Origin of the sequence: Promicromonospora sp. CA-289599, from assembly GCF_050936155.1 — a bacterium.
In the GTDB taxonomy this organism is placed as follows: Bacteria; Actinomycetota; Actinomycetes; order Actinomycetales; family Cellulomonadaceae; genus Promicromonospora.
In genome coordinates this window covers 3,481,238-3,498,532 of record NZ_JBNJNI010000001.1, presented here as the reverse complement: position 1 = coordinate 3,498,532, position 17,295 = coordinate 3,481,238, and the positions used below count along the sequence as shown (strand labels likewise).

Below are 17,295 nucleotides of genomic sequence, written 5' to 3'. Positions count from 1 at the left end.
TCAGCTGCGTGATGGGCGTAAGTGGCTCGAACGTTCGACCGTCCGCCGTCGTCGCGGGTGCCGGCGGGCACGAACGTCTGGGTTCTCCCCCGCGGGCCCGTGGACCGGGTTCCCGCAGCGGTGAACAACCCCAAATCTAGGTCGGCGCTAGCACTCGGTCAAGGCGAGTGCCAATCGGGTGGAGTGGCTCACACTCCGCGGGGCCGACGCGCCGTCGCCACACCGGAATCTCGCCATCCACACGAAAAGGTTCCGTCGCGTCGCTCGTCACGACCAGGACAAACGTGGAAAGATCTTCCCATGGATGCGGCGATTCTGAGCAAACTGCTCAGCCCCGACGGCTGGGCCTTGCTTGGCGCCCTTCCGCCCTACGACGAGCGACAGGCGATGAAGACCGTGAGCGCGCTGCGGGCGAAGGGCGTCGCGCCGGACCTCGCGGCCGCGCTGGTCACCCAGTCCAGGCTCCGCACGCGGGCCCGGGCCAAGTTCGGCGACTTCGCCGACGGGATGCTCTTCACCGCGGACGGCCTGGAGCAGGCGACACGGCTCCTCGTCGCCGCCCTGCACGCCCGGCGGTACCTCGACGCCGGCGTCTCCGTCCTCGCCGACCTCACGTGCGGGATCGGCGCCGACTCGCTCGCCTTCGCGGGGACGGGCCTCAGGGTCGTCGCCACCGACCTGGACGAGTGCACCGCCACGATCGCGCAGTGGAACCTGCGCCACTTCCCCGAGGCGGACGTGCGGCACGCCGACGGGCTCGGGCTCGACCTGCGTGCCGAGGGCATCGAGGGCGTCTACGCCGACCCCGCCCGCCGGGTGAGCGGCGGATCGGGCGCACGCAGCAGGCGGGTCTTCGACCCGCGGGCCTACGAGCCCCCGCTCGACTCCGTCTGGGCGCTGCGCGAGACGGTGCCCGCCGTGGGTATCAAGGTAGGCCCGGGCATCCCGCACGACGGCCTGCCCGACGACGCCGAGACCCAGTGGGTCTCCGTCAACGGCGACGTGGTCGAGGCCGGCCTCTGGTTCGGGCCGCTCGCCCTCGACGGCCCCGGGCGGTCGGCGCTCGTGCTGCGCACGTTCACCGACGACGACGGCAAGGAGCACACGCTGAGCCGCACGGTCCGGGGCGCCGACGTCGTGCCCGACGTCGGCGGCGTCGGACAGTATCTGTACGAGCCCGACGGGGCGGTCATCCGCGCGGGTCTGGTCGGCCAGGCCGCCGCTGAGCTGGGCGGACGCCTCGTCGACCCGACGATCGCGTACGTCACCACGGACAGCCCTGCCGGGCTGCCGTCGGCCCGGCCCACCGACTCGGTAGGGGCGCCGGCACCGATAGCGACCGGCTACCGGGTGCTCGACACCATGCCGTTCGGCCTGAAGCGGCTCAAGGCGTACCTGCGCGACCGCAACGTCGGACGCCTCACGATCAAGAAGCGTGGCACCGCGGTGGTGCCTGAACAACTTCGCAAGCAGCTCGTGCTCACCGGGACCGAGGAGGCGACGATCGTGCTCACACGCGTGGCAGGCAACCAACAGGTACTTCTCGTCGAACCGCTGGGAGCCGCATGAGCTCGCCGACCCGCCTCGGATTCGGCGAGTCGCCGCGCTCCACCGTGGGCCTCGAGTGGGAGATCGGGCTGGTCGGCTCCGGCACGGCCGACCTCTCGCAGTCCGGCCCGGAGGTGCTCGAGGCCCTCGCACGCACCGCCGTCGAACCGCCGGACGGGTCGGCGAGCTATGCCCCGCACGTGGCCGGCGAGTTCATGAAGAACACCATCGAGCTGGTGACCGGCGTCTGCCGCACCGTCGCGGACGCCGGGTCGGATCTCGACCGCCTCCTCGGCCGGGTGCGGACGGTGACCGACCCGCTCGGCCTCGACCTCATGGGTGGCGGGACTCATCCGTTCGCGCGCGCCGCCGACCAGCAGGTCGGCGAGAAGGAGCGCTACGCGCGCATCATGGAGCGCACCGGGGTCTGGGGTGCGCAGCTGATCATCTGGGGCCTGCACGTCCACGTCGGGATCGAGCACCGGGACAAGGCCCTGCCGCTGATGCGCGCGATGCTCACCTACTTCCCGCACCTGCAGGCGCTCTCGGCCGGGTCGCCCTACTGGGCCGGCCAGCACACCGGCTACGCGTCCAACAGGTCGCTGCTGTTCCAGCAGATCCCCAGCTCAGGACTGCCGGTCCCGTTCGAGACCTGGCAGGAGCTCGAGGCGTACGCGGGCGACATGCTGCACGTCGGCGCGGTCGAGGCGTTCAACGAGGTCCACTGGGACGTGCGGCCCTCGACGTTCGGCACGCTCGAGGTGCGGGTCTGCGACGGCCCGACCAACTTGTCGGAAGCCCTCGTGCTGGCGTCGCTGGTGCACTGCCTGGTGGAGCACCTGTCCACCCAGCTGGACCAGGGCAGGACCCTGCCCGTGCTGCCGCCGTGGTTCGTGCAGGAGAACAAGTTCCGCTCGGCCCGCTACGGCCTCGACGCCACGGTGATCCTCGACGCCGAGGGCAACCAGGGGCCGATCGTCGACGCGATCGGCAAGCTGCTGGTCGAGCTGGAGCCTGTCGCGCACCGGCTCGGCTGCACGGCGGAGCTGGCGGGCGTGCGGGACATCGTCCGCACGGGTGCGTCGTACCAGCGGCAGCAGGCGGTGGCCGCCGCGCACGGCGGTGACCTGGTGCCGGTCGTGCGCTCGATGGTGGACGAGATGCGAGCGGGCCACCCGCTGGCTCCCTGACCACCATCGGCGCGGCGTCAGATGACCTGCGCCGCCTCGTCGAAGTTCAGGCGCGGGGCGCGCGGCCGGGTCGTGTCGGCGCCGTCGGCCGAGCTGACGTTGACGACGAGGAAGCCCTTCCAGCCGTTCTCGGCGAAGAACTCGGCGTCGATCCCGTCGTAGATGCCGTGCATCGGCCCGGCGGACAGGCCCGCGGCGCGCAGGCCGACGATCAGGTAGCCGGCCTGCAGCAACGCGTTGGTGCGCGCGGCGGTGGCCCGTGCCTCGTCGTCGGACGCGAACATGTCGCGCGCACCCGGCATGTGCGGGATCAGCTTGTCGAGGCGCTCGTGGAATTCCGGGTCGTACGCGAGCACGAGGGTGACGGGCGCGTTCGTCACACGCTCCTGGTTGCCCTCAGGCATGTTCGCGACGAGGCGCTGCCGTGCCTCCGGCGTGCGGACCACCAGCATCCGCAGCGGGCTGACGTTCATCGAGGTGGGGCCCCACTTGATGAGGTCGTACACGGCGGCGAGCTGCTCGTCGGTCACCTCGGACTCGGCGAAGGTCGTCACGGTGCGCGCCGTGCGGAACAGCCGGTCGGCGGTGGCGTCGTCGATGGCGAGGCCCGAAGCCTCAAGAGTCTGGGTCATGCACGCGTCAACAAGGTTGCCCCGGGCGAAAGTTCCAGATTCAACTATGAGGCGGGACACACAGTCGGCAGCACACCACTGCGCGACCGCGACCAATTAGGCTGGACCCCATGGCAGAACCCCTGGTGCTCGGTATCGAGACCTCCTGCGACGAGACCGGTGTCGCGCTGGTCCGCGGCAACGAGCTGCTGGTCGACGCCGTCGCCAGCTCGATGGAGGAGCACGCCCGCTACGGCGGCATCATCCCCGAGGTCGCCAGCCGCGCCCACCTCGAGGCGATGATCCCCACCATCCAGCGTGCGCTCGGCGAGGCAGACATCGACCTGTCCGAGGTCGACGCGATCGCCGTGACCGCGGGGCCTGGGCTCGTCGGACCGCTCACCATCGGCGCGTCCGCCGCGAAGGCCCTGTCGATCGGCCTGAACAAGCCGCTCTACGGCGTGAACCACGTCATCGGGCACGCGTGCGTGGACCAGCTCGTCGACGGACCGCTGCCGGAACGCGCGATGGCGCTCGTCGTGAGCGGCGGCCACAGCTCGCTGCTCATGGTGAACGACATCGCCACCGACGTCACGGAGCTCGGCTCCACCCTGGACGACGCGGCGGGCGAGGCCTTCGACAAGGTCGGCCGGCTGCTGGGACTGCCCTACCCCGGCGGCCCGCACATCGACCGGCTCGCACGCGAGGGTGACCCCGCGGCGATCCGCTTCCCCCGCGGCCTCACGGCCGCGAAGGACCAGGCCAAGCACGCCTATGACTTCTCGTTCTCCGGCCTCAAGACGGCGGTCGCCCGCTGGGTGGAGGCCCGCACCGACGCCGGTCAGCCCAGCCCGGTGCACGACGTCGCCGCGTCGTTCGCCGAGGCGGTCGCCGACGTCCTCACCGCCAAGACCATCGCCGCCTGCCACAAGCACGACGTCGACACGCTGGTGATCGGCGGCGGGTTCTCGGCCAACAGCCAGCTCCGCGAGATGGCGGCCAAGCGCTGCGCCGAGGCCGGCATCGACCTGCGCATCCCGCCGATCCGGTACTGCACCGACAACGGCGCGATGATCGCGGCGCTAGGCTCCGCCGTCGTCGCCGCCGGGGTCGCCCCGAGCAGCCTGGACATCCCCGTGGACTCGTCGATGCCGCTCACGACCATCACCGTCTGACATCACCGTCTGACCGCGAGACCTGCCCCTGGCTCTACGCTGCCTCCCGTGACCGCGAGAACGCTGGAGAAGCTCGAGCCCGTCCCTGTCATCGAGACGGCGCGTCGCCTGCGCGACCGCATCGGCGCACGGTTCCCCGACCGGGGTATCCACCGCGTCGCACAGGAGCTCGTCTCCCTGACCGAGCAGGTGGCGGACACCTCCGCCGGGTCCCGCCGACGGAGCCGCCTCGTCCGCACCGCGTCGCACGCGGTCATCTGCGTAGTGGTGCTCGTCGCGCTGGTCGCCTTCGGCTTCGCCGTCGAGGCCGCGTTCACCGACGCTCCGGACAACGGCCTCGACTGGCTCCCGCTCATCGAGAGCGCGGTGAACGACATAGTGTTCGTCGCCATCGCCGTCGTGCTGCTGTACTCGTTCCCGGAGCGCGTCCAGCGGGCCGACCTGCTGGCCAAGCTGCACCGCCTGCGTTCCCTGGCGCACATCGTCGACATGCACCAGCTCACCAAGGAGCCGGAGAGCCTCCGGGACGCCTTCGCGGGCGGGACCGACAGCGGCGACCGCGGCCTCACGCCCGAGCAGATCGAGTACTACCTGGAGTACTGCACCGAGCTCCTGTCCATGGTGAGCAAGGCCGCTGCGCTGTGCGCCGAGGAGTCCCAGGACGACATAGTGCTGAACACCGTGTCGACCATCGAGACGCTGACCATGGGCATGTCGCGCAAGGTGTGGCAGAAGATCACGGTGCTCAGCGAGGAGCGCACGGCGAAGGCCTGAGGCCAGGCCGGCTAGGCGCCGGTCGCCACCTCCCGCGCCGGGTCGTTGGACCACTGGGACCAGGAGCCCGGGTACAGCGCGGCGTCCACGCCGGCGACGGCGAGCGCTGCCACCTGGTGCGACGCCGTGACACCGGAGCCGCAGTAGACGCCGACCCCACCGTTGGCCGAGCCCGTCGAGACCCCCAGGTCCCCGAACCGCCGCTTCAGCTCCGCCGTCGACAGGAAGCGCCCGTCCGCACGCAGGTTCTCGGTGGTCGGTGCGCTGACCGCGCCGGGAATGTGCCCCGCCTGCGGGTCCACGGGCTCCACCTCGCCGCGGTAGCGCTCGGCGGCGCGTGCGTCCAGGAGCAGGCCCTCGCCGTCGGCCAGGGCGGCTGCCTCGTCCGCGTCCAGCACGGGCATCCCACCCGGTCGTACGACGACGTCGCCCGGCTCGGCGGTCACGTCCCCCGGTTCGAGGGCGAGGCCCTCCGCGGTCCAGGCGGCGAGGCCGCCGTCCAGGATGCGTACACCGGCCACGCCGAAGTAGCGCAGCAGCCACCAGGCACGGGCCGCGGACGTCCCGCCCACTGAGTCGTAGACGACGACGCGCGAGCCGCCCGAGACACCCCAGCTGCGCGCGGCCTGCTGGAATCCCGACGCGGAGGGCAGCGGGTGCCGTCCCGCGGCCGGCGACGCGTGCGCGGCCAGCTCGGTCTCCAGGTCCACGTACACGGCGCCGGGAATGTGCCCGGCGCGGTACTGGTCATGGCCGTCGGCCATGCCGAGCGCCCACCGGACGTCGAGCACGACCGGCCGTCCCGCCACCGGGTCCGTTCCCCCGCCGATCTGCAGGTCGGCCGCCAGGCTCTCAGCGTCGACCAGAACTCGTTCCCTCATGTTGCAATACCTCTCATCGTCGGCTGCCGAGCCGGTTCCAGGCCGCGTTGCGTCCGGTGCCGTCGACCTCGACGATCCCGTCCTCTCGCAGTGTCTCCAGCGCGTTTCTGATCGTTGCATCACTGACACCCGGCAGCGAGGCCCGAATGTCGGCCATCCTGAACGACGCCGGAGCGTGGTCCCGGACGTACAGCTGAACGCGTTCCTTCTTGCTCCCCGCAACGCGGGCTGTGTCCGTCACACGCTGGAACTCGTTGTAAGTGCCTCGCACTACGCGCACGAAATACCGGAGCCAGTGCCACGGCTCATGGTCGCCCTCGTGCCAACCCCTCGTCGAACCTTGAAGCGCGTCGTAGTACTGGTCAGCGGATCCCGCGATCGACGACTCCAGCGACACGTAGCGCGTCACCTCGTAACCGCTGTCCTCCAGCAGGGCGTTCGTCAGAGCACGTGCAATCCGTCCGTTGCCGTCGAGGAAGGGGTGAATCGTCAACAGGTCCAACGCAAAGAGCCCCACGAGGAGAACGGGATGATGTCGGTCCTCCCGAATCGCCACTGAGTACCTTCGTACGAGCTCGTCCACGAACTGAGGTGTCCTCGCTGCGGCGACCGTGGTGAATCTCTTCACCTGGGTTCCATCCGGAAGCCTGTCGACGACGACGTTCTCCGAGGTCTTGAACCCGCCGCCGGGCACGTCCGTGAACGCGAAGAGGAGCCTGTGCAGGTGCAGGACGAGTCCCGTGTTCAGCGGACGCCAATCCTCCTGGTAGAGGTAGTCCAGCACAGCCCGGTAGCCAGCTAGCTCCTGTTCGCTGCGATCCCGGAGAACCATCGGCTCCCCGCTCAAGATCTCGTCCGCACGCTCGCGACTCTCGACCACGATGCCTTCGATCGCAGAGGAGGCTTCGATGCTGGCCACACGTGCACGCTGCGCGAGGCTCGTCAGCAGAGCGGGGAGCTTGTCGCGATACAGCGCCTCGCTTCCGCGGCCGGTGTCGATCACCCTCAGGTCGTGGACGATGTCAAATGGTACGCGCCCTATAAGCTCGTCAAGATCTATGAACGAGCGCATAAAACCTCCTAGCGAACCTGCTAAACGTACTATTCCAGGGCTCATATTAGTACGTTTAGCAGGTTCGAGTAGTTTCGCTAGCCTCAGGCCAAGACCGCCGCCTTGCCGCCGGGAGCGCGCCACGGGGCTGCCGACCGGGCGATCCGCAGGACTCTCCACCGGGGCTTCCGCAGGAGCGTCCTCGATCGCGGCGAGGCGGAGCCGCATCGTGAGCCCGTCCACGTTCTTCGGTTGGAAGTGCCGCTTGGGCACCCCGACGATCTCGAACCGGAACTCCTCGTCGTCAACCTGAATCTGTGCTACCGACAGTGTTCGACACTCAGCGAGAGTCGACTCCAAGGAGCACAGCAACAAAAACGGTTTCAGCGAGGGTGCAAAATTTCTACTACGATGAGCCCCTTACGCCGGATGAGGTGTAACAGAACTACCACACCAGAAAAATTTCCTTGTCCAGCTTGAGGTCCTGCAAGAATGAGCCGCTTCTCAGCCCCGGTCACGCTGGCCGTGACGCGACGCTTGTCGCGTCCGATATGGCGTGTCGCGGTCCCATTGTTCATCGCGATCGCCCTCTCGGCGTGCTCTCCCCCTCCCCGGCTCACGCCCCCTTCGGCGTGCGCACCGCTTGACGACGTGCGGGTCGCTGTCCTGGACGGCGGCATCGACGACAGCCACCCAGCGCTAAAGGGAACGGTCTCGCAGCGGTGGGTGGTTCCGGGGGTCATTCCCGGCGACGCTGCCCACGGCACACAAGTGGCCGGCGTCCTCGTCGGACACAAGACCGGTAAGTTCCCCGGCGGAGCCGGAACCGGTGCGCAGCTGATGGACGTCGTCGTGGCAGACGCGGACGGGCATGCCACCGCGCAGGCGATCGCACAGGGGATCGACTGGTCGGTCGAGCAGGAGGCGGACACCGTGGTGATCGCCCTGGCTCTCGAACACGACGATGTAGAACTTCGTCAGGCAGTTGCAGTGGCCATCGAGCACGATGTCCGCGTTGTCGCGGCAACCGGCAATGGGATCGGCTCCTTCGACGCGTACCCAGCCGCCTACGACCGCGTCATCGGCGTGACCGGCCATGACGGCCGGGGCAGCCCGGCCTCGCTGGCAAATGGGCGAGATGCGGATATCGCGGCTGACGGAATGGACGTGCTCGCACCATCGTCCGGCGGCGGGTACGAGACAGTCAGCGGCACCTCCATCGCTACCGGCATCGCGGCAGGGCAGATCGTTAGCTGCTGCACCCCATTCGTACCGGAGGACGACACAGACCTGGGTACCAGAACCTCAGTGCCCTTCCCGGATGGGCCCGTGCCCGTCCTGGAGTGCCTATCGCACAACAAGGAGAGAAATAGATGACATCCCCGATCCGCGCCGGGATCGAAACGGCCATCGCTGGAACCGTGACCGTCGCCCTCATGCTCGGCCTCGGCGCAACGACGGCGGCTGCTACCGATTCCGATACGGCCCTGCAGGACGACGAACTGACCACTTCCACACTCGTCGACACCTTCGAAAGCGAAGCAGGCGTCGAGTCACGGCTCCTCGCCGACGGTGACGTCGAAACCACCATCGAGGACGCTGCGGGTGTCACCGGCAAGGTCAAGGTATCCGTCGAACAGGACACCGACGGTGCGGTGCATCCCACGGTCGTAGAGATCGACACCCATGTCGACGGCGAGCACTACCGGGCCGATCTCGTCGTCGAAAGCTTCATGCCCATGGGCGGCGAAGACTTCGTCGCCACCTTGCGGGTCGCGGAGACCGGTGAGACCTTGACGATCAACACGACCATGGCGCAGCAGCAGGCTGTGCCCGTCCTCGTCCTGCTCGGGATCTTGGCCCGGTTCGGGATCAAGCACATCATTAAGTGGTACGGCAAGCAGCAGATTAAGAAGGCCGTGAAGTCCTACCTGCTGAACAGCATCAGCAAGGCCAAGTGGACGCACATCATGGCGCCGAAGCACAAGTGGGGCTCGGTCGGAGCCAAGAGCCGTGAACAGGTCGCCGACCTCATGGGCCGGGCGATGGCGGAAGGGTCGCACAAAGCCTACGGGTCATCCGGCAAGGCGATGGTCGCGGTGTGGAAGCACAAGGGCAAGACAATCGAGGTCACTTACTCGAAGAGCACAGGGAAGGTGTCCAATGGCTGGGTCAAGTAGCGTCCACGTCCAACTGCGCGAACTCGTCACCGCAGGGGCCCAGACGCAGGCCGACGCTTTGCGTGCTGCGTCGTCGCTGCCGTTGCGCGACGTCTTGGAGGCGCTGGACGAGGACTTCCTCGACGAGCACGGCGACGCCGGGTCACGCTTCCTGCGGGCCTGGCTGGGGCAGCTCGGGCCGTTCGAGCAGATGGAGGTCGCCGGACAGGTCGCCGACCTGCATCTGTTGAGCCTCGTCGACATCGAGCACTCCTACGGCATAGCCGCTCGGATCATCCTCGAAAGCCTCGAACGCGTCACCGCGGCCATGGCCGACAAGCTCACCGGGCTGCGCGTCTTCACCGAGGGTCCCGACGCAGAGGTCGCTCCTGAGCTCGCCGACCGGCTCGAGGCACTCGCTCCCGTCCTGCGGGATGTGAATCGAGCCGTCGCGGCTGTCCAGGCAGAAGCGATCGAGAACCTACAAAACCCCTGACGGAACTGCCACCCGGTAGAGCGGCTGGCAGCTGACCCACGTTCAGCAGGTGCAGGCAGAGCCACAACCCGCCTGATAACGGCCGTCTCGCGCCTGCTGAATGGGAGCCAGCCTCGTGAACGACGGGCAGCGGCGTCCGCGCTCCGTGGTCGACGGCAGCCTCAGGCCGCGTCCCCCGCCTTGTCGTCCGGGGCGTCCGCGGGGCTCTCCACCGGGGCGTCCGTAGGAGCGTTCGCGTCCGCGGGGGCCGCCAGGTCCAGGCGCATCGTGTACGCGTCGATGTCCTCGGGCTGGTAGTAGCGCTTGCGCACGCCGAGGACCTCGAACCCGAACTCCCGGTACATCTCGATGGCCGGCACGTTGTCGACCCGCACCTCCAGCAGCACCGCCCCGGCCTTGACCTTGCGGGAGCGCTCGATCAGCGCGGTCAGGAGCTGCCGGCCGACCCCGTGCCGCTGCACGGCCGGGTCGACGCCGATGGTCATGACCTGCGTGACGTCGCCGTCGAACCACAGGCCCGCGTAGCCGACGACGGGCTGGTTCCCGGCCCGGTCGAGCCGCTCCGGCTCGGCCACGATGTACCAGCGGCCGAGGCCGGCGAGCTCGTCGGCGAGCATCCCGTAGGTCCAGGCGCCCCGGCCGAAGAGCTGGCGCTCCAGCTCCAGCACGCGGTCGAAGTCGGCGTTCCGCAGCGGACGGAGCCGCACCTCGGTGATCATGCGACTCCCCCGTCTGAGCCAGCGGCCGTGGCCGCCTCTGCGGTCGAGCCCGAACCGATGGCCGAGCCTGTCGAGACCCGCGCCGGCTCGTGCACGTCCGGACGCCGGAGATACAGGGGCTCGGACGGTTGCTCCTCGCCCGCCGCACGGCGCACGAGCGCCAGCCGGGCCAGGACGGTCGCGTCGGGCACGAGCGGCGCGTCGTCGGCCACGGGCAGGAACTCCGGGTAGAGCATCGCCCCCTCGCCGACCACGACGGGCAGCTGCCCGTCCGCCGACTCGGGTGCGGCGAGCTGCGCCTGTGCGACGAAGCCCGCCCGGTCGACGTCCGGCCCGGCCAGGCGTTCCACCACCGGGACCCCGTGCGGGCCCTCGTGCGAGATCACGCGGTACCGGGCCCAGTAGACCTCCTTGCGGCGCGCGTCGGAGGTCGCGAGGATCTCCGTGCCCGGCCGCAGCCCGAGGTCGCTGACGGCCTGCACGGCCAGCGCGTCGAGGCTGGGCACGCCCAGCACGGGAACGCCGATGGTCAGCGCGAGCGTGCGCGCGGTCACCAGCCCGACCCGCAGGCCGGTGAAGGGAGCGGGCCCCGTACCTGCGACGACGGCGGTCAGGCCGCTGGGCTCGACCCCCGCCTCGGCGAGGACCTCCTCGATCAGGGGCGCGAGCGACTCGGCGTGCCGCCGCCGCTCGTCCGAGGTCCGGGACGCGAGGCGCGCGCCGTCCTCATCGACGAGGGAGACGGCGACGGCTGCTGAGGTATCGAGAGCAAGAACGGCCACATGACCAGGGTACCGACCCGGGCGCGTCAGCTCAGCAGGGCACCCAGGTCGATTCCGGCCCAGCGCTGCCCGACGGCGCGGATCGTCACCTTGCGCGTCCCCGCCTCCGGGTCCTCCTCCGCGGTCACGCCGGGGTCGAACGACGGCGCACCGCGCGGGCGCTCCAGGTCGATCTCGAGCCGGTCGTCCGCGAGCGCCTCGGCCAGGCCGCGCCCCCACTCCACCACCGTCACGGAGTCCCCGAGGGACGAGTCGAGGTCGAGGGCGTCGAGCTCGCTCAGCCCGCCGAGCCGGTAGGCGTCGACGTGCACCAGGCCGGGGCCGCGCGTCCCGTCCTCCCGCGGCAGCGCCGGGTGCTCACGCGCCACGATGAACGTGGGCGAGGCGACCTGGCCGCGTACGTGCAGGGTGGCGCCGATCCCCTGGGTGAGGGTGGTCTTCCCGGCGCCGAGGTCGCCCGTGAGGATCACCAGGTCCCCTGCGCGGAGCTGCCTGGCGAGGGCCGCGCCCAGTGCCCGTGTCGAGTCGGCGTCGGGCAGCTCCAGCGTCACCGCCTCCGACGTCGTGATGTCGCTCTGTCCTCCTGTTGCCCCGCTCACGCGGTCTCCCTTCCTGCGGTTCCCGCGTACACGCGGGGCACACGCGCCCCGAGGCGCGTGACGATCTCGTAGCTGATGGTTCCGGCGGCCTGTGCCCAGTCCTCCGCGTTGGGTGCGCCGGCGCGGGCGAGCCCGTCCGAGGCTCCGAACAGGGTGACGACGTCCCCTGCCTGTTCGGGTGCGTAGGGACCGAGGTCGAGGAGCACCTGGTCCATGCACACCCGGCCGGCGATCCGGAGCACGCGGGCGGTGCCGAGCCCGGTGTCGGGTGCCGCGACGTCGTCGACGCCGCCGCCCACCAGGACGGGGCCGCCGGGGCCGAGCGAGCCGCCCGAGGCGTGCCGGGGGATCCCGTCTCCGTACCCGAGCGGGACGACGCCGAGCACCGTGTCCTGCGTGGTGGTGTAGAAGTGGCCGTACGAGACGCCGTGGCCCGCCGGCACGCGTTTGACCGTGGCGAGCCGGGCCTCGAGCGTCATCGCCGGGCGCAGGCCGTAGTCGCCGGGCGCGCCGAGGTGCGGCACGGGCGACAGCCCGTAGACGGCGATGCCCGCGCGCACCAGGTCGTAGTGGGCGGACGGGTTCGTGAGGGTCGCCGCGGAGTTGGCGATGTGCCGCACCTCGATGGGCATCCCGGCCTCCTCGGCCGCCCTGATCGCGTCCTCGAAGGCGTGGGTCTGCATCTTCACCGAGGGGTGGTCGGGCTCGTCCGCGAGCGCGAAGTGCGACATGAGCCCAATGATCGCGAGCGATCCCTCGGCCTGCAGCGTCGCTGCCCGGTCGAGCACCGCCGGCAGGTCCTCCGGCATGATCCCGTTGCGGCCAAGCCCGGTGTCGACCTTGAGGTGAACGCGCGCGGTCCGGCCGGTGGCGCGGGCGCCGTCGGCCACCTCGTCCAGTGCCCAGGCGGCGGCGACAGCGATGTCGACGTCGTTCCTGATCAGGTCCGCGAACGGGGCGCCGGGTGCGTAGAGCCAGGTGAGGATCCGCGCCCCGGGTCCGACGACGGCGCGGACCGTCAGCGCCTCCGCGGCGTGTGCCGTACCGAGCCAGGTGGCACCGCCGGCGAGTGCCGCACGGGCCGCCGGCGCGAGCCCGTGCCCGTACGCGTCCGCCTTGACGACTGCCATGACCTGCGCGGTCGGGGCGGTCGTCCGCAGGGCGCGCACGTTGTCGCGGATCGCGTCCAGGTCGACGACGGCGCGGGCGGGGTGGTCGGGGGCGGTGCTCATCCAGAAGATTCTTGCACCTGTCAGACGCCCCCGGACGTGTCAGACGCTCAGGTCACTCGGGTGACCTGAGCGTCTGACACGTCCGGGGGTGTCTGACAGGTCCACTCGCTGAGCGTGCGCCGCGACTCGAAGCGGCGGAGCCGCCCGGACAGCGGGTCGGTGAGCTCGAGCGACCGGGACAGGAGCTGCAGCGGCCGGTCGAAGTCATCGGGTTCGGACTCGCGGAGCTCGGGCCAGAACGGGTCGTGCAGGATCGGCAGCCCGAGCGACGCCATGTGCAGCCTGAGCTGGTGGGTCTTGCCGGTGTGCGGCTCCAGGCGGTAGAGACCCAGGCCACGTGCATCGGAGGCCGCAGAGAGGGCGATCAGGGACTCGGCGTTCGGCTCGCCGGACACCTCCTCGGCCCTGGTGACGCCGCGCCGCTTCACCATGCGGCTGCGCAGCGTGACGGGCTCACCCCGGGCGACCAGTGCGGCGTCGGGCGGAGCGCCGTCCGACGGAGCGAGCGGTGCCACCGCCTCGTAGACCTTGCGCACCTCGCGGCGGGCGAACGCCTCCTGGTACGGGCCGCGCACCTCCGGCCGCACGGTGAGGACCAGCACGCCCGCGGTGCCGCGGTCGAGCCGGTGCGCCGGCGAGAGCTCCGGCAGGTCCAGGGCGACCCGAAGCCGGACCAGGGCGGTCTCCCGGATCCACCGCCCGCGCGGCATCGTCGCGAGGAAGTGGGGCTTGTCGACGACGAGCAGGTTCTCGTCGCGGTACAGCACCTCCGGCTCGAAGGGGATCTTGTCCTCGTGCGCGGGCGGGTCGCGGTACAGGTAGAGAAAGCCGCGCGGCGCGTACGGGGTCGTCGGGGTGAGCGGCTCCCCGCTGCCGGTGACGATCTCGCCCAGGCCCAGCTTCTCGCGCAGGCGCACCTCGTCGTCGCGGAACCGGTCCAGGAGGTAGTCGAGCGCGAACGGGAACCGCGCGACCACCTCCGGATCGTGCGGCAGCACGATCCGGGTCGGGTTGAGCCCGTCCCGCACCGGCAGCGGCGGTCGGTGCTTGCTGGGTCCGGGCCTGCGTCCGGTGCCGGAGGGCGGGTGGCTCACGCCGTCAACCTAACCCCGCACGACCTGCGGTCATCATCCCGAAACATTTGTGCCAGAACCCGTCGAAGTTGAAACAGGAATGCAACGCGCAGTCCTCACCGGCCTAACGGCGCCCGCCTAGTTTCGCAGCAGAGCCGCGCGGTCGTGCGGCACATGACACCGGAGGAACCGTGAAGGCCCTGAAGCACCCCGCCCTGCAGATCGGCATCGCCGCCGTCGCCGGAATCGCCTTCGGGCTCCTCGCCGGCGAGTGGGCGAGCAACCTGAAGTTCGTCGGCGACCTCTTCATCCGGCTCATCCAGATGTCGATAGTGCCGCTCGTGATGGCCTCGGTGATCGTCGCGACGGGATCCATGAGCGGCAAGGGCGCCGGCGGGCTCGCAGCCAGGACCTTCGGCTGGATGATCTCCTTCTCCGTCGTCGCCGCACTGCTCGCCTGGGGCCTGAGCGGCCTCCTGCGCCCCGGAGCCGGGATGGTGTTCGACGGCAAGCTCGACCCCGCACTCACCCCACCCGAGCCGACGAGCTGGCAGGACACCGTCCTCGGCTTCGTCTCGACCAACATCTTCGAGGCCATGTCGACGGCGACCATGGTGCCGATCATCGTCTTCTCGCTCCTGTTCGGCGCCGCCCTCAACGCGTACATCGCCCGGACCGGCAACCGGCTCGTGCTCGGCTTCTTCGACCAGCTCCAGCAGATCGTCCTCACGATGATCCGATTCGTCATGTACATCGCGCCCGTCGGAGTGTTCTGCCTGCTCGCGGCGCTCGCGGGAGACGTCGGGTTCGCCGTCGTGACGACCGCACTGAGCTACCTCGGCACGACGCTGCTCGGCGTGGTCGTTCTCTTCGTCCTGTTCGTCGCCGTCGTCTCGCTGCGCACGCGGCTGAGCCCGTGGCGCCTGCCGCGCAAGCTCGCGGAGCAGACGGCGATAGCGGTCACGACGACGAGCTCCGCGGTCACCTACCCGACGGTGCTGCGCAACGCCGTCGAGAAGGTCGGCATCAGCAAGCGCGTCGCGAGCTTCACCCTGTCGGTAGGCCTGACCATGGGCTCCTACGGAGCCGTCCTCAACTACATGATCGTCGTGATGTTCCTCGCCCAGGCCGGCGACGTCACCCTGTCGCCGGGACAGCTCGTCCTCGGCATGGCGCTCGCCGTGCTCCTCAACATGGGCACCATCACGGTCCCAGGTGGCTTCCCGGTGGTCGCGATGTTCCTCGCGACGTCGCTCGGCCTCCCGTTCGAGGCAGTGGGGCTGCTCATCGCGGTGGACTGGTTCACGGGCATCTTCCGGACGTTCCTCAACGTCAACGGCGACACGCTCGTCGCGATGCTCGTCGCGAACGCCTCCGGCGAGATCGACCGCGACGTCTACGACGAGCGGAAGACGGTCGCGGAGAGCGACGCCTCCGCCGACGAGAACGAGCCGGACGCCGATGAGTCCAACACCACAGCGACTCCGGCGAACCAGCCCGCCTGAAACCTTGCAGTGAGTGCAACAAAGATGGACGATGCGGGAATGGACCTCTACGACATCCCCTTCCACACGATGGACGGCACCGAGATCTCGCTGGCCGAGCACAAGAACGACGTGGTGCTGGTCGTGAACGTGGCCTCGCGATGCGGTCTGGCGCCGCAGTACGCGACCCTGGAGGAACTGCAGAAGAAGTACCAGGACCGGGGCTTCACGGTGCTGGGCTTCCCCAGCAACCAGTTCCTGCAGGAGCTGAGCTCGAACGACAAGATCGCCGAGTTCTGCTCCATGACGTACGGCGTCACGTTCCCCGTGCTCGACAAGATCCGGCTGAACGGGCGGAACGCTCACCCGCTGTACGTCGAGCTCAAGAAGGCGGAGGACGCCGAGGGACACTCGGGCAAGATCCGGTGGAACTTCGAGAAGTTCCTGGTCCTGCCCGGTGGCGACGTGCGCCGCTACTCGCCGAAGACGCTGCCGGACGACCCGGCGATCGTCGGCGAGATCGAGGCACACCTGCCGCGCTGAGGCTCAGGAGGCCGCCGCCGAGGCGGCGGCCCCCTTCTCCTCAGTCCTCACTGGGGGCGAGCGTGAGCCGCATGGCGACCGGAACGACGTCCGAGGCGTCGCCGAGCCAGCCGGTCCACACCCTCGTCAGGCCAAGCTCCCTTCCGGGGTCGGTCTCCTCGGCGATCAGCCTGTGCTTGCTCACCAGCGGCATGGCCGTGAGCTCGCTGACCGTCAGGATGTCGATGACCAGCACGTCGACCCGGTCCAGGCCGAACGCGAGCCAGTCCTGACTCACTCGTAGCGAGAGCGTGTCGAGCGCCGTCAGGCGGGACATCACTGCACTGAATGCTGTATCTGTCATGCAGCCTTGACGCTCGAACCGCGCGAAGGTCACAGCACTTCCGGGAAATGTTGCAGCCGATCTTTCAGCCAGGTGGGCCGCCCGGTCGATCGCGGCCCTCCGCAAATCTCGACGGTGGTGCCCGCGGCTCAGGCGGGGCATACGCTGTTGGCCATGGACCAGACCCGCTTTCGGCAGGCCACGCCCGAGGACGCGCAGGGGCTCCTCGACGTCGAGCGCGCCGCCGGCATCGCGGCACTGGGCCACATCTTCCCGCCGCACATGTACCCGTTCCCGTCCGACGAGGTGCGGGCCAAGTGGGAGGCCGCGCTCGCCGAGCCCGGCGTCCGCGTGCTCGTCCTGGACGACGACGTGGACAGCTCCCGGCTGGCCTGCTTCGTCGCCCACGACGGGCGGCTGCTGCGGCACCTGGCGGTGCACCCGGCCCGCTGGGGCTCCGGGCTCGCGCGGGCGGCCATGGACGCCGCGGTCGCCGAGATGAGCGACCCGCGCCTGTGGTGCCTCGTCGACAACGACCAGGCCATCGGCTTCTACGAGCACCTCGGCTGGCGCCGTACCGGACGCACCAAGGCGGCGGAGTACGCGCCGTTCCCGGACGAGGTCGAGATGGCCCTCCCCCGGGGCTGACTCCCGGA

General features: G+C 69.8%; 19 protein-coding genes. 10 read left to right on the top strand and 9 right to left on the bottom strand.

The genetic code is table 11. The features are described from left to right. Positions 1-300: 300 nt before the first annotated feature. Positions 301-1,569: a THUMP-like domain-containing protein gene (locus tag ACQEVI_RS15570; protein ID WP_432900385.1), complete on the top strand. Its 1,269-nt coding sequence runs from the start codon at positions 301-303 to the stop codon at positions 1,567-1,569. Then, positions 1,566-2,738 carry a glutamate--cysteine ligase gene (locus ACQEVI_RS15565; protein WP_432900383.1) on the top strand — a complete coding sequence of 391 codons (1,173 nt, stop codon included), beginning with the start codon at positions 1,566-1,568 and terminating at the stop codon, positions 2,736-2,738. The genes ACQEVI_RS15570 and ACQEVI_RS15565 overlap by 4 nt, the downstream gene beginning before the upstream one ends. A gap of 17 nt (positions 2,739-2,755) precedes the next feature. On the opposite strand, the gene ACQEVI_RS15560 is transcribed toward ACQEVI_RS15565, so the two are convergent. Then, a complete protein-coding gene (locus tag ACQEVI_RS15560; protein WP_432900381.1) occupies positions 2,756-3,370 on the bottom strand; it encodes a malonic semialdehyde reductase in 615 nt (204 codons plus the stop codon). Positions 3,371-3,480: 110 nt separating this feature from the next. On the opposite strand from ACQEVI_RS15560, the gene tsaD reads away from it, so the two are divergent. Then, a complete protein-coding gene (gene tsaD / locus ACQEVI_RS15555) occupies positions 3,481-4,524 on the top strand; it encodes a tRNA (adenosine(37)-N6)-threonylcarbamoyltransferase complex transferase subunit TsaD (RefSeq protein ID WP_432900379.1) in 1,044 nt (347 codons plus the stop codon). A 48-nt stretch (positions 4,525-4,572) separates the two neighbouring features. Beyond that, on the top strand, positions 4,573-5,298 hold the full coding sequence (locus ACQEVI_RS15550; protein ID WP_432900377.1) for a hypothetical protein: 726 nt from the start codon (positions 4,573-4,575) through the stop codon (positions 5,296-5,298). Between the two features lie 11 nt (positions 5,299-5,309). Here the strand turns inward: ACQEVI_RS15550 and ACQEVI_RS15545 are convergent, their stop codons facing one another. Both ACQEVI_RS15545 and ACQEVI_RS15540 read right to left on the bottom strand, forming a co-directional pair. After that, positions 5,310-6,179: a sulfurtransferase gene (locus tag ACQEVI_RS15545; protein WP_432900375.1), complete on the bottom strand. Its 870-nt coding sequence runs from the start codon at positions 6,177-6,179 to the stop codon at positions 5,310-5,312. Positions 6,180-6,192: 13 nt separating this feature from the next. After that, complete coding sequence (locus tag ACQEVI_RS15540) at positions 6,193-7,251, bottom strand: Fic family protein (protein WP_432900373.1); 1,059 nt, start codon at positions 7,249-7,251, stop codon at positions 6,193-6,195. A gap of 630 nt (positions 7,252-7,881) precedes the next feature. Between ACQEVI_RS15540 and ACQEVI_RS15535 the strand changes: the two genes are divergently transcribed. Genes ACQEVI_RS15535 through ACQEVI_RS15525 form a run of 3 tightly spaced genes read left to right on the top strand, consistent with a single transcriptional unit; the run spans position 7,882 to position 9,885 of the window. Beyond that, the gene (locus ACQEVI_RS15535) at positions 7,882-8,607 is read left to right on the top strand and encodes a S8 family serine peptidase (RefSeq protein WP_432900371.1); all 726 of its coding nucleotides are present in this window, start codon (positions 7,882-7,884) and stop codon (positions 8,605-8,607) included. Further along, positions 8,604-9,410: an SAR2788 family putative toxin gene (locus tag ACQEVI_RS15530; RefSeq protein WP_432900369.1), complete on the top strand. Its 807-nt coding sequence runs from the start codon at positions 8,604-8,606 to the stop codon at positions 9,408-9,410. Before ACQEVI_RS15535 ends, ACQEVI_RS15530 begins: the two co-directional genes overlap by 4 nt. Beyond that, complete coding sequence (locus ACQEVI_RS15525) at positions 9,394-9,885, top strand: hypothetical protein (protein WP_432900367.1); 492 nt, start codon at positions 9,394-9,396, stop codon at positions 9,883-9,885. Before ACQEVI_RS15530 ends, ACQEVI_RS15525 begins: the two co-directional genes overlap by 17 nt. A gap of 161 nt (positions 9,886-10,046) precedes the next feature. On the opposite strand, the gene rimI is transcribed toward ACQEVI_RS15525, so the two are convergent. From rimI to ACQEVI_RS15500, 5 genes are read right to left on the bottom strand one after another with little or no spacing between them, the layout of a single operon-like run. After that, on the bottom strand, positions 10,047-10,604 hold the full coding sequence (rimI, locus tag ACQEVI_RS15520) for a ribosomal protein S18-alanine N-acetyltransferase (protein WP_432900365.1): 558 nt from the start codon (positions 10,602-10,604) through the stop codon (positions 10,047-10,049). Continuing rightward, on the bottom strand, positions 10,601-11,386 hold the full coding sequence (gene tsaB, locus ACQEVI_RS15515) for a tRNA (adenosine(37)-N6)-threonylcarbamoyltransferase complex dimerization subunit type 1 TsaB (protein WP_432900363.1): 786 nt from the start codon (positions 11,384-11,386) through the stop codon (positions 10,601-10,603). Before tsaB ends, rimI begins: the two co-directional genes overlap by 4 nt. A 26-nt stretch (positions 11,387-11,412) precedes the next feature. Further along, positions 11,413-11,985 (bottom strand): tRNA (adenosine(37)-N6)-threonylcarbamoyltransferase complex ATPase subunit type 1 TsaE, encoded by a 573-nt coding sequence (tsaE, locus tag ACQEVI_RS15510; RefSeq protein ID WP_432900361.1) that lies wholly within the window; start codon positions 11,983-11,985, stop codon positions 11,413-11,415. Next, positions 11,982-13,217, bottom strand: a complete 1,236-nt coding sequence (gene alr, locus ACQEVI_RS15505; protein ID WP_432900359.1) for an alanine racemase — start codon at positions 13,215-13,217, stop codon at positions 11,982-11,984. Before alr ends, tsaE begins: the two co-directional genes overlap by 4 nt. A gap of 47 nt (positions 13,218-13,264) precedes the next feature. Further along, entirely contained in the window at positions 13,265-14,311 is a 1,047-nt protein-coding gene (locus tag ACQEVI_RS15500; protein WP_432900357.1) for a pseudouridine synthase, read from the bottom strand. A gap of 170 nt (positions 14,312-14,481) precedes the next feature. Between ACQEVI_RS15500 and ACQEVI_RS15495 the strand changes: the two genes are divergently transcribed. Together ACQEVI_RS15495 and ACQEVI_RS15490 are read left to right on the top strand one after the other, a co-directional pair. Then, complete coding sequence (locus ACQEVI_RS15495) at positions 14,482-15,795, top strand: dicarboxylate/amino acid:cation symporter (protein WP_432900355.1); 1,314 nt, start codon at positions 14,482-14,484, stop codon at positions 15,793-15,795. A gap of 39 nt (positions 15,796-15,834) precedes the next feature. Continuing rightward, complete coding sequence (locus tag ACQEVI_RS15490) at positions 15,835-16,317, top strand: glutathione peroxidase (protein ID WP_432900353.1); 483 nt, start codon at positions 15,835-15,837, stop codon at positions 16,315-16,317. 40 nt (positions 16,318-16,357) lie between these two features. Here ACQEVI_RS15490 and ACQEVI_RS15485 read toward each other — a convergent pair whose 3' ends face one another. Further along, positions 16,358-16,633, bottom strand: coding sequence for a hypothetical protein (locus ACQEVI_RS15485; protein ID WP_432900351.1), 276 nt, complete (start codon positions 16,631-16,633; stop codon positions 16,358-16,360). 180 nt (positions 16,634-16,813) lie between these two features. Here ACQEVI_RS15485 and ACQEVI_RS15480 point away from each other — a divergent pair, with 180 nt between their 5' ends. Next, the gene (locus ACQEVI_RS15480) at positions 16,814-17,287 is read left to right on the top strand and encodes an N-acetyltransferase family protein (protein WP_432900349.1); all 474 of its coding nucleotides are present in this window, start codon (positions 16,814-16,816) and stop codon (positions 17,285-17,287) included. Positions 17,288-17,295: the final 8 nt, after the last annotated feature.